The sequence below is a fragment of the Chitinophaga qingshengii genome, assembly GCF_014529935.1.
Classification (GTDB): Bacteria; Bacteroidota; Bacteroidia; order Chitinophagales; family Chitinophagaceae; genus Chitinophaga; species Chitinophaga qingshengii.
The window spans coordinates 292,950-306,605 of sequence record NZ_JACVFC010000004.1 but is presented as its reverse complement, the minus strand read 5'-3'; the positions used below and the strand labels follow the sequence as shown (position 1 = coordinate 306,605).

The window sequence follows — 13,656 nt, the reverse complement described above, 5'->3', positions numbered from 1 at the left end:
TTACATACTTTAATAAGCGTTTTTTGCTATGCCGCCGCCCTGTAAAGACATATCATATAACCTCGACAATGCTTTCCCATAGGCAGCTTCCGAATACTTTTCATTAAACGTCCGTCTTGCTTCCACCCCTAGTACTGCTCTCTTGTCAGGAGATTCAAACATCTGAATGATGGCAGACTTTAATTGTGCGGTAATTTCGTCTGGTGCGTTTGAAATCAATATCCCGTTCTCGCCATTCTTTATCGCCTCCAGAATACCGGCAAAGCCGGTTGAAATCAGCGGTTTACCCATATTCATCGCCGCCAGCAATGCTAATGGCATATCTTCATTTGCGACAGAGGGCAATATGAATACATCACACGCCTGAATGAAATCAACAGAATTGGCCCGGTACCCGGTAAAGAAAACATAGTCCTGGAGGTGATTGTCGGCAACATACGCTTTAAGCAGCCCCTCATCTTCACCATTCCCTACCAGCAATACCCTTAATTGCTGTGTCAAAACAGGATGCTGGCTATCTCTGATCTCCTTTAAAGCGCGCAGTAAATAAATCTGCCCTTTCCGTGCCGTCAGGAAAGCTACCTGAACCAGCAGAAAAGTATCTTCCGGCCACCCTGACTCCGCCAAAATTTCGGCCCTGCCAACCATAGTAGCTTCTAATTTCACCGTATTCGGGATCTGGACAATTTTTGTTGCATCAAAGCTTCTTTGACTGATCAGGGCCAATCTGGCCTGAGAAGAAGCCGTAATAAATGAATACACATATTTACCGATCAGCTTATCATACCAACGCGAAAAGATACTTCCAGGCGGGTAAGCAATATTGTTAACCTGATAAACGATGGAACGGATTTTCAATATATGGCAACAAAGCACAAATTGGTTACATGAACGTGCTCCCGGATATCCGCCATTATTCACATGTACAATATCCGGCCTCTTTTTCAGCAGGAAGCCAAGTATAACAAATATATTAAAAACAAAATATATACCTAAGCGTTCTACCAGATAAAAAGGAATTTTTATACCTTTTTTTATAAGTGGGTGAAGACCCGAACAGGAAATTCTGTGAAAAAGAGCTGTGTTTGAGAGTAATGTAACCGGAAGAGTTTTTGCCTCAACGCCCCATTTCCGCAGATCACTGTTCAATCCTTCTACATATGATTTGTGACTTCTAAAGGCTAACGTAAGATCAAACTGCTCATTCAACAATTGATTACTTAGTAGAAAAGTCATTAGTCTTTCACTTCCCCCATAAATATAACAATCTGTAAAAATCAACACATTCTTCTTAACCATATCATACTTTGAACAATAAGCATATTATATTTATTCTATTTGATGTTTTTTCACCCTTTACGAACAAATTTATAATATATATTCTTTATATAGCCACAAAAAATAACAGAGGTAAAATAGTAAATAACCAACGCCACAAATGCAGCAACACCGCCAACAGATATTGTCAACAACAGGCTCAGCTTATTTTTTTCCTGTGGAAGGTAACCTGACAAAGGAATTAACAATAAAAGCATCGCCAGCACAGGCAGAATGGCAGGCACTATGATGGTACGCAGGAACGTCAACGCTGTCATTCGCAAAAATTTTAGCGAAATCCACAGATATATAGCCCCGCTTACCATAAATGATAAGAAGGTAAAATAGGAAAAGGCAAAATAACCAATATGAGGGAATAAGAGGGCAATCCCTGCCCAGAAAAGTATGGGTTGTAATATCGCCAGAAAATAGAGGGCCTTAATATTTTTATTGGCCACCATCAACATGCCGGATGGATAGGATATAAAAGCCAGTATATTACTCAGGACCAGCAGCCTTACTATTTGTACACTATCCACAAAGTTAGTCCCCACCCAGCTATAAACGAAAGGTTTGCCCAGGCAAACAACCGCAACAATCGGAAAAACAACAGGAGGAAGCATTACACAAAGCACCGTTTTATACAGTGACCTGAGGCCATTTTCATCATTGAGCGCTACAAAATGGTTAAAACGGGCAGAGAAAGGATTAAAAAGTGTCCCGAAAATCGAGCGAAAAAAAGATAAGCAGGTCAGGCCAATAGAATAATAAGCAACAGCCTGTGCCCCGGATAACCTGGCTATAGCATAAATATCCAACTCATAGTATACTATCCATGACAGGGTAATAAAAAAAGTACTTAATGCCAGGCCTCTGATCTCCGTAAAAAGAACAGGGGAAAATTTCAACTTTTTAAGGACCCCTATCAGTGAAATACCATACTTTTTCCCCGTCAGGTAAAATGCATATAATAACCCGATAGTGGTGACTACCTGGGTAAAAAGAAAATAAGGAACAATATCATAATGTCCGGAACGGAAATAATAGAATACTGATAATATTTTACAGATACTTACAACGATTAATACTATCTGATAAATATAGTCTTCAAGACGGACACCGAAAATAACCTGCAATGCACGTTGCAAGACAACATTAGGAGAAAAAATTGCCAGGATCAGCAGCAGCCGTTGCGCTATCAACAGATTCCCGTCTTTATTTATTCCCTTTATCAGCCATTCAGGATGAAATGACAACAACAACATAACCCCGGAAAACACCAGGACCAAACACAATAAAATAAAACAGATAAAACCAACAATGTCAATTTCCCGGTTACGGTCATGTTTTGCATAGGCTTCACTGGCATATTTATATCCGGCACTTAAAAACCCTAAATCTGCATAAGAAAGAAAAATGATGGCCGACACACAAATGGAGTAAACACCATAAATCCCTGGCTGCGATGATAACTGAGGTATAACAATAAAAAGGGAGAGCAGGTTAAGTACAATTGAAAGTATCTGCCAGAAATAAATACGTATATAGTTTTTTGTATATGACTGTAACATCTTTTACGTAATCTCTTTAATGAATCCAATGTCAAATGGAGCAATATATTCATTGAAAATTGCTGTATCAACTTTTACGTTATCTGTCAGCAGCTTCTCGAGAGCAGATACAGAGTCCGCAAAAGGCACCCTTTCCTCTTTTCCATCAAACGGGGCTACCAAACGTTCATTAAAGATATTCACCCCCTGTTCACCTGGTTCAAAAACCATGTAATTCACGCCATGATATAATGCTTCCAAAAAAACAGTTGAAACCGGTCCGATCACTAAACTGGCCTTTTGCAGCGAGTCATTTAATGGCTGAAAATCGGGTTGAAAGAAGTTCTTATCAATAAACTGATAGTGCCAGTCAGGACTTGCAGATGGATGGAACCTGAGTCTTACTTTTTTAATGCCTTTTTGTTGAAGGACCTTTTGAATCTCCATCAAATAAACGATCTGTGCTCCCCTGTCATATAGTATCATGCCATCACTGTGAGGTGTTCCGGGGCCTGTTTTGGCAAGCACCAATATATTGGTCATATCTGAACGCACTTCCTTGACGGATAATTGTTTATAAAAAGGATGTCCCGATACCCAAATTTTGTCAGGAGAAAAACCGGTATCAACATAATGTTGCTTTATTCTGGGCCCCCAAACAATCAGGTGGTCAGTTCTGTTTTCGTCGATTATATTGTACCTGCCCGGCAATCCGTGTGTAAAAAGAAAAGAAGGTCTCTTAAGCTCCTTAAATACATTTATCGACAGGTTTTCAAAGAAGGCTACATCATTGGGAACAAAAAGTGCTTTGATCTCAGAGGATACAATTTCATCTATCAGCTTGCTACGAAAAGCATAGTATTCCTTACTAAAATCGTCACTGACAAGGTAGTTAAAGTCCGAATCAAAAGCTTGTCTGCTAATATGCTTGATTGCCTTATAAAAGGCAATATCACCAAATAGGCGACTATTTTTTCTAAAAGACCAGCAAGGGCTCAATACCTGATAGCCGATTTTTTCCAGTTCGGAGTCAACTGTAAAATAGGCATTCGATAATATTTGTGGCCTGGCATCTTTCGTCCTTCTACCGATAAGATTGTAATACACATAACATGTCTTTAACAACTCTTTCCACCTTAAAGCTTTGTCGGCAGATCGTTTGCGCTCGTTGGAGTATAAAAAATGGTTCCCATAGTAATACACCTGACTTTCTAAAATGTATCTCAGATTATCATACAACAACAAGTCTTTGGAATGTAACTGTCTGACATACTGATATAAAGAGTCGTTATTCATCAACAAGTTAAAATTTATTTAAATCTCCTATTTGAGCACTTCCGGCAAATTTATTTTTGCCAGATAGATGTTGCTCCCCGATCCGCCGTTTTCTATTGAATAATAGGAAACCCACATTTCAGATTTGTTGGCAGGGTTAAAAGACATCCCCCCATATCCTACTTCGTAGCCACCCTTAAACGTAATTTCCTTTTCTATTTTACCGCTCACCTGGTTATAAGCAAAAAATCTGAATTTATTATCTTTCAGGTCCCGCCCGGTTATTAACAGATATGATTTATAAATCAAAAAGTTAGGCGACGCCAGTCTCGTAAAATCCTTATTAGGCAACCAAGCAAACTTTGTGTAAGGTTTAACTGCATTTCCAATATAGAACGCCCCTTCATCCGACCGGACTATCATCACCATTCGCTTATCATCCTCAAATCTGATCGTACTTTCTGTTGGCTGCCCTCTTAAGTTCAGGCGATTGATGATCTTACGATCACCAAATCTATGATTTCCAGCTAATAATATCAAGTTTGTTGTGGTATCATCATATCTGGAGATCCGATAACCGACACAATAATTTTCACTGCTTTCGAAAGTCCACCGCCATAAATAGTAATTGTCTTTATTAGGCCATTCCTCCACTATTTCTGAAATAGAATCATTCCGACCGTTATGCATATACTCAACGTAATAATTCGATACACGCGCTGCTGGCTGATATTTCAAATTAGCGCCGAAGAAGGTTATATACACGCTATTATTGATCGAATCAATCATGATTTTGGGATCCCGCAGATCTATGGAATCAAGGGCAAACGTCTGTTCAACCATCCAGTTTTTCCCATCACTGCTTGTTAGGAGCTTAATACGCCCAGGCATTCCTCCCAAATGTTTTGTCCCTTCACGGAAGACAACCATCCACCGGCCCTGAAAATATGCCAGGTCGGTAAATGCGTTGAATTTACTGGTAAAATATACACTCCCCAATACCACCCCTGGCATCATTTGGGATTCTGTATATTTAAAGTTTTGCCCTTCCTGGCCGTTGAAACGCTCTTTTTTACATCCAATAAGAGTCCACAACAACAGGCAACACGCTGACAAAACAGCGGTTCTGAATCCGAAAGAAATTGTATTCATATATAGGAATAAATCATATCAACTCCCACGTCAGGGGCGTTCCCCTCAGCAATTTCTGTTTGCTCGCCCTTCCCAGCAAACGCTCATAATATTTGGGGGCAAGACCATCTCCGGGCCTAATAATCCTGATATTCTCCGCTGTCAGCACTTCACCTTCCTGAATATCTTTAACAACGTATATCGAACGTTTATAGCGCAGGCTTTTTTCCTCCGCTTTCATTATTCCATACTGTACTTCTCCTAAAGACAGAAATGCCCTTTCTGTTTCTATTACCAACTGTTTAAACTCAGCCGGTTCCAGTGAAAACGCACTATCCACACCGCCTTCCGCCCTACTCAGGCAAAAATGCTTCTCTATTATCCTGGCTCCCAAAGCAACAGCCGCCACCGCCGCGCCAACACCCATAGTATGATCAGACAGCCCCACCTCGCATTTAAACATCGCCCTCATATGAGGTATTGTTAATATGTTTGTATTTTCAGGCGAGGATGGGTAGGAACTGGTACATTTCAACAATGCCAGGTCCTGGCACCCATTACTTCTCAAAACTCCTACACTCTCATTGATGTCGCTCAGGGATGAAATGCCTGTCGACATAATTACCGGTTTTCCGGTTTTTGCAATTTTTCTCAACAGAGGATGGTGGTTATTTTCAAATGAAGCGATTTTATGACAAGGAGCCCCCAATTCATCCAGCATGTCTACCGCAGCCTCATCAAACGGGGTCGAGAAACAAAGTACACCCAACTCTTTTGCATACTCGAAAATGGGCTTATGCCATTCGTAAGGAGTCATCGCCTCTTTATAGAGCTCATATAAATTACGACCTTTCCACAGTGATTGTTCATCATTGATGTCAAATAACCCTCCTTTATGATCAATTGTAAGTGTATCCGGTGTATAAGTCTGTAACTTTATTGCATGTGCTCCGGCTTCTGCCGCTGCTTTAACAATTTGCAGCGCTCTTTCCAGCGACTGATTATGATTCCCGCTCATTTCTGCAATGATAAAAGGGCGGTTGTTAGTGGCTATATCGACATTGGCTATTCTCATGAAAATCTATTTTAGTAAACTGTTGGATTGAACGCAATAGGCGTCCTTATTATATATTACTTAACCGATAACGTTTTAAAAATATCAATCAACCTGGCATCGGAATGCCCGTCAAAAACCTGTTGTTGACATGCAATGGCTCTGGTTTTCTGGTCATTGTTAATCCGTCCAAATTGATTGAAATTGAATGCCAGTCCTGATTCAAGAAAATATTTCCCGAGGTCCCGCTGATTATCTGCAATCATATGCAGATAAAGCTCGCCTCCAACACTAAGATATTCAAAAGCAATACTGCTGGGGGGACAAACAGCCGTTCCGCATTGCTGCATTAAATCACACATGTCAGCAGCTGTCAGGTTCTTACAGAGGTGAATTGATTTTTTTTGCCGGAGGATAAATGCCTCCAACGCTTCAAGATGCCTATAAGCCCCTCCTATCACTACATGAAAATCATCGATCACTTCATTTTCCAATGCAGTTGCCAGAACCGACAACGTGTCATTGTTGGGATCAGCTCCTCCCATACAGATCATCAGTTGATTTTGCGGCTTCACGCGTTTTCTGTTTCTGGCAGCCTGCAGGAAAGGTTCACGGAGCAGGGCATAAGCAGGTCCCAAATAAAAATCAGCACCTGGGGTCGCATTATAATCAGCCGGGCTAATGCCACCGGCATGATTGATAATAACATCAGCCAGAAAGGGGTATTGGTGGATATCATCAATACAAACGAGTTTGACGCCAACCTCTTTTACAATACGTTGATATTCATATGAAAAATTGTAGCCATCCAGAATAACAATATCTCTATCTGAAAAAAAGTGCGTACAGTACCTGGCATCGGTTAAATAATCTGTTTGAAGGGGGAGCGCTATTACCTGGGCTCCGGCCAACTGAATTTCTCTCTGAAGCATCTCCAGCGGTTCCTGAATCAGGAAAAAACAATCGAATTCATGTCTTAACATGTGTGCCAGCGCACAGGTCCTTATTACATGCCCCAATCCTATTTTGCTACTCCCATCAGCCCGGAAAAAAACGCTTGATTTCATTCAGATGTCCCCAACTTTAATACCACTAAATATGAAAATATGATGGTGCGAATTTACTAAAGTTATATGTCGAAATGAATATGAAATTATTTATATGTATTTTCTAAATACAGGCTTTATAGGACTTCCGGTCAGCAGTTTTTCAAATCCAGCAGACAGGCCTTCCTTATATCTTTCCAAAGATGCACGAAATACGTCCGCAAAAAAGTCAACATCCTCAGTAGTATGGCTGAAACAAGGAACAAATGAGCCCTGAAAAAGCACGCCTCTGCCAATCATTTCCTGCAGAAACAGCGTCCTCATACCCATACTCGGTGTTCCGGAAGCATCTTTGAAAATAAATATCGGCATCCAGTTGCATGCGGCCATTTGGATATATTCACCTAACCCGCTTGCAGTAATTTCAGTTCCGATCTTTGTCAGGAAGTAATCTCCTATCCCGTGGTTATGTTTAATCACGTTTTTTTCCTGAAATTCTTTAATAGTGGCCAACCCCGCGGCAATGGCATGTGTTTCGCCTCCATGTGTTGTGGAGGTCAGAAACACCTTTTCCTGTCCATCGTTTTTAATTCCACCCAGGTCCATGACTTCCCGCTTACCGGTCAAAGCACAAAAAGAAAATCCGTTGGCAATACCTTTACCCCAGGTAGCCAAATCCGGTTCTACATTGTATTTTTTTATGGATCCCGGAAAATCGGTTTTAAACCCGGTGATCATTTCGTCCACTATATACAATGCTCCGTGTTTATGAGCCAGATCAATAGCCTGTTGCAAATAGTTTTCTGACAGGCCAAAGTTTTTCTCCGGTTCAGAAATGACGCAGGCAATCTGGCCCGGGTACTTTTCGAACAGTTCTGTCAGGGAAACCAGGTCGTCAGATTTATAGGTTACGGATAATACGGCATTTTCCGGAGGCACCCCTTTAGAGCAGGCCGTCTGTCCGATAAACCAGTCATCATAAGAATAAAAAGGATGGTCAGAAGGGAATGCGACCATTCTCCTGCCTGTAAATGCCCTTGCCAGCTTAATAGCAGCTGTTGTGACAGTAGATCCGTTTTTGGCAAATTTTATCATTTGGTGACAAGGTACCAGCGACAGGAAAGCTTCCGCCATCTCCATCTCTATATAAGCCGGACGTTGGAAGTTCACTCCCTTTGCCAATTCCTCCCGGACCCTTTCCAATACAGGTTCATAGGCGTGTCCCAGACTGACAGATGTCAAGCCCATAGAACAGTCAAGAAATTTATTTCCATCTATGTCCCATACATAGGCACCTTTGCCATAAGCAATGGCTGCAGGCGAAAGTTCAGGAAACTGATCGTCACCTTTTGAATAAGTGTGTGCGCCACCTGGAATGAGCTCATGAATTTTTGCTCTGTACTGATCAGACATATAGTAATTTGTGATCATATTTAAAACTAATTATCGTTTGAAAGGGATTTAAGATAACCCTCGTTATGAATGATATCGCTATTGATACGCAACAACTCCGGATGTTGTTCCAGATAGGTAACATAATCCAGCCAGCCGGCCTTGCTTCCTAGTTGTGTAATCAGTTTAGTGATCAGTTCCAGGTCAGCAGGTTCATCAACTGTTAACCGGAGACTCCCATAATCGGGTTCATTGGTAACATTGCCAGATAAAAACATTTCACCGCCTTTAAAAGTTGAATTACGCCATATGTAAGGAGTTACATGTTCCCTGTCAGACCCTAGCACAGCTTCCTTCCATGCCTTCTCCAATGCATCAAACGTAAACACTTCAACATCCATCCCGTCCGGAAAGGTGGTAACCATTGTATTGGACGCATATGCCAATCTATTTGTTACCGCAAAAGAAATTACTTTATCGATTATTTTCGGATCTATCAATGGGCAGTCTGCCGTAACACGGACAACATAATCCGGTCTTTCTTCTTTAACCGCATGATAAAACCGGTCTAAAACGTCTGTCGTATTGCCTTGGTAGTATTCAACTCCAAGTGTAGCGGCTATTTCACAAATTGCTTCAGCCCCTGTTTCCAGGGTGGTAGCTACTTTTATTTTATTCGTTTTTTGGGCCAACCCTATCCTTTCCAGATGGATCTGCAGCAATGAAATACCATTGATCGTTTTCAGTACCTTGCCGGGCAAGCGGGTAGATCCTATCCTCGCTTGAGTGACAGTTATGATGTTCATTTCCAGTTAACGGGATTTAATAAACGGGATTCTTTAACGAGAATTTTATCAATTTCTGAGAAAACGGACTTATCCAGCGGTATTTTAAGCCCTTCCATATTACAGGCAAGTTGTTCAACTGTATCAACGCCGATCAGTATCTTATCGATATAGGCATTATTGTGGACGTATTGCAACGCAAGCGTGTTCATATCTACAGAAAGGTCTTTGGCTATCTGTGCTATTTTTTTTAGGTAAGGTGCTAAAGGTACAAGGTTCTGGGGGATTTGTTCAGGAGACATAAAAAACAGCCCCTGCAAATACACAGAGCGTACATGTAACTCTTTTCCCGCCGTTTTGGCTTTTTCCAACAATATTCCTTTTTGTGCGGAATTATCAAGAAGGTTATAGGGAATCTGAATGACGTCACAACGGTCATCCTGGATGACTTCCAATAATTCTTCATTCGTGTAGATGGACACACCTACTTTTCGCATTAATCCCTGATTTTTCATGACCACCAACTCATTCAACAATCCGGGGGATTCTTTATACATCCGAAAATTGTGGAACAGGTAAGCCTCCAAACTTCTTATCTCTAAAACAGATAAAGTACGTTTTACATGTTCTGCGAGAGAATAGGTATCAAATTTACTTGACATTTTGGAAATGATGCCAAACTCCTCCTCTACCTTTTGGGTGGTATGATATCTCCCGATCAGCTCCTGAGCTGAACCATAATCTTCAGCAGTATCCAGTGTTTCTATTCCGATTCTCCTGGCAAATTTAAGAATTTCAAAAACATCTTCGGGCTGCGGCTGCCCATTTTTATTACTTATTCCATAATTTAACCCAAACTGGACAGTGCCCAGTACCAACTTTTTCATAAAAGGAGTTTAGATGCAGTACTCTTTAACAACGCTTAATGTGAAAACCCCCTCTATAAGCCGATCTCCAATTAAGCAAAAAAGTCACATTGGAGTTGGCATTGGTTAAATTATTTATTCAATTCATATTTTAGTTCCGCAAGCTTCCAATCTTCTTCCGTATCTATATCCTGAAATTCAGTAAAGTTTAATTCAATTATTCCTGAATTTGGAGTGAATAAGGCATTGTGCGTCCTAAATCCGTATACCCTGACCCAATAAAATTGACCGCAATCATGATAAGCGTCCGGAATATCCTGTGTACGGGTCTGCATATATTCTGGCCACACCATAGAAACCTTATTGGTGGAGCTGTCCACATTTAATGCCCGCATAATAGGATAAGAGAATCTGGAAGCGGGGAAAACAGATAAATATTTTTTCTCATTCATAAGATCATACGCCGATTTGAGCCTTTCCGGAGTTGTAAATGGCGCGGTAGCAAAAATACAACAGAGGTTATCAAACTCGAGGTTTAATCGTGACTTGTAATTGTCCAATACTTCCTTAATAACATCAGCAATGGTTGCATAATCATCTGATGTTTTAGCCGATCTCAAAAAGGGGACTTTGGCACCAACCTCTTTGGCGATGCTGGCAATTTCCTCATCATCAGTTGACACCATTACTTCATCAAATAAGCCAGACCCGATAGCGGCTTGAATAGCATAATGGATAATGGGCTTACCAAGAAAGTTCCTGATGTTTTTCTGAGGAATTCGCTTACTTCCGCCACGAGCAGGTATAATAGCAATATTTTTCATGAGATTTGCTCCCTTAGTTCCGTTTATGAGATTGCAACATTCTCTGATATGGGTAATGGAAATTACAAGATTTTAATATTATAAAATATTTAATCCTATAATATTACAGGCAATCAAATTTAATAAAAAATCAACACGTAAAAATACTGGTATTACGCTCACCTGGATATTAAAAACTGATTAATCTTATCAATTACGAATTGTTGTTCTGCTGTTGTTAAAGCAGGGTACATTGGTAAACTCAAGCATTGGCCATAGTAGGCTTCAGCCAGTGGGAAATCTCCCGGATTCCAACCTTGCTCCCGATAATAAGGCATCAGGTGGGTTGGGAAATAATGTACCTGGGCATAAATATTATTTTCTCTCAGATAGTTATATAATCCCAGTCTATCCGCTACCTTAATAACATACAGGTGATAGGCATGCTCAAAGCCGCGTGACTTCAACTGTAACTGCTGGATTTCAACATTGCTGTTATGCTGAAAAGCTTCGTCATAGGCCCTGGCGATTGCAATCCTGCGCGCCAGTCCTTCATCAGCTCTTTGAAGCTGACTTAGGCCCAATGCAGCCTGAAAATCGGTGAGGCGATAGTTGAAACCAAGGTCCTGCATTTCCATATACCAACCGGGGAATGCGCCGGTTTCCAGTCCTGGGATACCTGCAGCAACGGCTAACGTATTGCTGAAATCGTCCTGATTCCGGGTAATTCCATGCGTTCTCAGTGTCAGCAGCTTTTTGTATAGTTTTTCATCATTGGTAGTGATCATTCCACCTTCTCCGGCAGCAATATGCTTCACAGGATGAAAAGAATAAATAGCCAGGTCTGCATATACACCATTCCCGGCGATTTGTTTTACACCCTTGCTATCTGTAAACCAGGCGCCAGGTGCGTGACAGGCATCTTCAATGATCCACAATCCATATTCATCGGCCAACTTTCGGAAAGCTTCCATATCAACCGGATATCCCGCAAAATCAACAGGGATAATGCCTTTGAAAGTATTTTGGGGATGTTGTTCCAGCAAGGCTCTCACCTTATTTATATCCAACAGGTAGGTGTTCGGGTCAATGTCTGCAAACACTACTTCTCCCCCACAATAACGGACACAATTAGCAGAAGCTGCAAATGTGATCGGTGTTGTAATTACTTTATCCCCTGGCTTAACATCTACAGCCATCGCTGCCAGATGTAATGCGGCAGTACCATTAGATACGGCTACAGCATATCTGGCTCCTATGTATGCCGCGAATGCATCTTCAAAAGCCTTAATATTCGGTCCCTGTGTGAGGTAGTCGGATGTTAAAACACTGGTTACTGCCTGAATATCTGAAGCGGTTATTTCCTGTTTTCCGTATGGTATTGGTTTCATCATTTGTAATTAAATAGTAAAGGTCGGATCAACATGATCTTTGATAAGGGTACGGATTTCTTCAACAGACACCCATTGATCATTTTCTCCTGAATTATACCGAAATCCCTGCGGTACTGGTTTAGCATTCAACTGTTCAACAAAATCCGTTACCTTGAACGTCAGATTTTGTGGCAGGATAGCATAATATCTTCCAAGATCATATGTGCTGAAAGAATCCGAGGTCGTGATCATTTCCTCATGAATTTTTTCGCCGGGACGAATACCTACAACTTTATGTTCACAGTCGGGGCCGATAGCCGTCGCAACATCTGTGATTTTGTAAGACGCTATTTTCGGAACAAATATCTCTCCTCCCCATGCGGTATCCAGCGCGTGCAATACCATTTCCACCCCTTCTGTAAGGGTGATATTGAAACGGGTCATTGTAGTATCAGTAATAGGCAGCACTCCTTCCTTTCTTCTATTCAGGAAGAAAGGAATAACAGAGCCATTGGACCCCATCACATTTCCATACCGCACGACTGAAAATTTTATAGGATTAGCTCCTTTAATATTATTCGCTGCCACAAACAATTTATCTGATGCCAGCTTGGTTGCTCCATATAAATTGATGGGTGCTGCTGCTTTGTCTGTTGATAAAGCAACTACCTTCTGTACACTTGTTTCCAAAGAAGCATTGATTACATTTTCTGCTCCCATGATGTTGGTCTTAATACATTCCATTGGATTGTACTCTGCAATTGGCACATGTTTCATGGCTGCGGCATGAATCACATAATCCACCCCTTTGAAAGCTCTTCTCAGCCGATCATAATCCCTCACATCACCGATAAAGAATCTGATCTGAGGATACTTTGATTCAGGGTACTCCATGGCCATCTGAAATTGTTTCTGTTCATCACGTGAATAGATAACAAGTCGCTTAATCTGCGGCCAGCGTTGTAAAATGATTTTTGTGAATGCTTTACCAAAAGAACCAGTACCACCGGTTATAAGAATGCTTTTGTTATTTAAATCCAACATTTAGAATTATTATTAAAGTA

At 41.0% G+C, this 13,656-nt stretch carries 12 protein-coding genes; all 12 read right to left on the bottom strand.

Features of this window, described 5'->3' with window-relative positions:
- Window positions 1-9: 9 nt before the first annotated feature.
- Window positions 10-1,299: a glycosyltransferase family 4 protein gene (locus ICL07_RS25675; protein ID WP_188090922.1), complete on the bottom strand. Its 1,290-nt coding sequence runs from the start codon at window positions 1,297-1,299 to the stop codon at window positions 10-12.
- A 50-nt stretch (window positions 1,300-1,349) separates the two neighbouring features.
- Window positions 1,350-2,888, bottom strand: coding sequence for a lipopolysaccharide biosynthesis protein (locus ICL07_RS25670; protein WP_188090921.1), 1,539 nt, complete (start codon window positions 2,886-2,888; stop codon window positions 1,350-1,352).
- Window positions 2,889-2,891: 3 nt separating this feature from the next.
- The gene (locus ICL07_RS25665; protein WP_188090920.1) at window positions 2,892-4,163 is read right to left on the bottom strand and encodes a hypothetical protein; all 1,272 of its coding nucleotides are present in this window, start codon (window positions 4,161-4,163) and stop codon (window positions 2,892-2,894) included.
- A 27-nt stretch (window positions 4,164-4,190) separates the two neighbouring features.
- Window positions 4,191-5,294: a hypothetical protein gene (locus tag ICL07_RS25660; protein ID WP_188090919.1), complete on the bottom strand. Its 1,104-nt coding sequence runs from the start codon at window positions 5,292-5,294 to the stop codon at window positions 4,191-4,193.
- Between the two features lie 13 nt (window positions 5,295-5,307).
- On the bottom strand, window positions 5,308-6,348 hold the full coding sequence (gene pseI, locus ICL07_RS25655) for a pseudaminic acid synthase (RefSeq protein WP_188090918.1): 1,041 nt from the start codon (window positions 6,346-6,348) through the stop codon (window positions 5,308-5,310).
- A 56-nt stretch (window positions 6,349-6,404) separates the two neighbouring features.
- The gene (gene pseG / locus ICL07_RS25650; protein WP_188090917.1) at window positions 6,405-7,394 is read right to left on the bottom strand and encodes a UDP-2,4-diacetamido-2,4,6-trideoxy-beta-L-altropyranose hydrolase; all 990 of its coding nucleotides are present in this window, start codon (window positions 7,392-7,394) and stop codon (window positions 6,405-6,407) included.
- A 90-nt stretch (window positions 7,395-7,484) separates the two neighbouring features.
- Window positions 7,485-8,804: a glutamate-1-semialdehyde 2,1-aminomutase gene (locus ICL07_RS25645; RefSeq protein ID WP_188090916.1), complete on the bottom strand. Its 1,320-nt coding sequence runs from the start codon at window positions 8,802-8,804 to the stop codon at window positions 7,485-7,487.
- Between the two features lie 8 nt (window positions 8,805-8,812).
- Window positions 8,813-9,571 carry a cytidylyltransferase domain-containing protein gene (locus ICL07_RS25640; protein WP_188090915.1) on the bottom strand — a complete coding sequence of 253 codons (759 nt, stop codon included), beginning with the start codon at window positions 9,569-9,571 and terminating at the stop codon, window positions 8,813-8,815.
- Window positions 9,568-10,437, bottom strand: a complete 870-nt coding sequence (locus tag ICL07_RS25635; protein ID WP_188090914.1) for an aldo/keto reductase — start codon at window positions 10,435-10,437, stop codon at window positions 9,568-9,570. The genes ICL07_RS25640 and ICL07_RS25635 overlap by 4 nt, the downstream gene beginning before the upstream one ends.
- Before the next feature lie 110 nt (window positions 10,438-10,547).
- Window positions 10,548-11,240, bottom strand: coding sequence for a pseudaminic acid cytidylyltransferase (gene pseF, locus ICL07_RS25630; RefSeq protein WP_188090913.1), 693 nt, complete (start codon window positions 11,238-11,240; stop codon window positions 10,548-10,550).
- A 158-nt stretch (window positions 11,241-11,398) separates the two neighbouring features.
- Window positions 11,399-12,613: a UDP-4-amino-4,6-dideoxy-N-acetyl-beta-L-altrosamine transaminase gene (gene pseC, locus ICL07_RS25625; RefSeq protein ID WP_223152103.1), complete on the bottom strand. Its 1,215-nt coding sequence runs from the start codon at window positions 12,611-12,613 to the stop codon at window positions 11,399-11,401.
- 6 nt (window positions 12,614-12,619) lie between these two features.
- Window positions 12,620-13,636, bottom strand: a complete 1,017-nt coding sequence (gene pseB / locus ICL07_RS25620) for a UDP-N-acetylglucosamine 4,6-dehydratase (inverting) (RefSeq protein ID WP_188090912.1) — start codon at window positions 13,634-13,636, stop codon at window positions 12,620-12,622.
- Between the last annotated feature and the right edge of the window lie 20 nt (window positions 13,637-13,656).

What these genes read in the sequence shown, in the direction of transcription:
- pseG (WP_188090917.1), bottom strand. Translation starts at nt 7,394, where the DNA reads ATGAAATCAAGCGTTTTTTTCCGGGCTGATGGGAGTAGCAAAATAGGA.
- pseF (WP_188090913.1), bottom strand. Translation starts at nt 11,240, where the DNA reads ATGAAAAATATTGCTATTATACCTGCTCGTGGCGGAAGTAAGCGAATT.
- ICL07_RS25675 (WP_188090922.1), bottom strand. Translation starts at nt 1,299, where the DNA reads ATGGTTAAGAAGAATGTGTTGATTTTTACAGATTGTTATATTTATGGG.
- ICL07_RS25640 (WP_188090915.1), bottom strand. Translation starts at nt 9,571, where the DNA reads ATGAACATCATAACTGTCACTCAAGCGAGGATAGGATCTACCCGCTTG.
- ICL07_RS25645 (WP_188090916.1), bottom strand. Translation starts at nt 8,804, where the DNA reads ATGATCACAAATTACTATATGTCTGATCAGTACAGAGCAAAAATTCAT.
- pseB (WP_188090912.1), bottom strand. Translation starts at nt 13,636, where the DNA reads ATGTTGGATTTAAATAACAAAAGCATTCTTATAACCGGTGGTACTGGT.
- pseI (WP_188090918.1), bottom strand. Translation starts at nt 6,348, where the DNA reads ATGAGAATAGCCAATGTCGATATAGCCACTAACAACCGCCCTTTTATC.
- ICL07_RS25660 (WP_188090919.1), bottom strand. Translation starts at nt 5,294, where the DNA reads ATGAATACAATTTCTTTCGGATTCAGAACCGCTGTTTTGTCAGCGTGT.
- ICL07_RS25635 (WP_188090914.1), bottom strand. Translation starts at nt 10,437, where the DNA reads ATGAAAAAGTTGGTACTGGGCACTGTCCAGTTTGGGTTAAATTATGGA.
- ICL07_RS25670 (WP_188090921.1), bottom strand. Translation starts at nt 2,888, where the DNA reads ATGTTACAGTCATATACAAAAAACTATATACGTATTTATTTCTGGCAG.
- ICL07_RS25665 (WP_188090920.1), bottom strand. Translation starts at nt 4,163, where the DNA reads ATGAATAACGACTCTTTATATCAGTATGTCAGACAGTTACATTCCAAA.
- pseC (WP_223152103.1), bottom strand. Translation starts at nt 12,613, where the DNA reads ATGATGAAACCAATACCATACGGAAAACAGGAAATAACCGCTTCAGAT.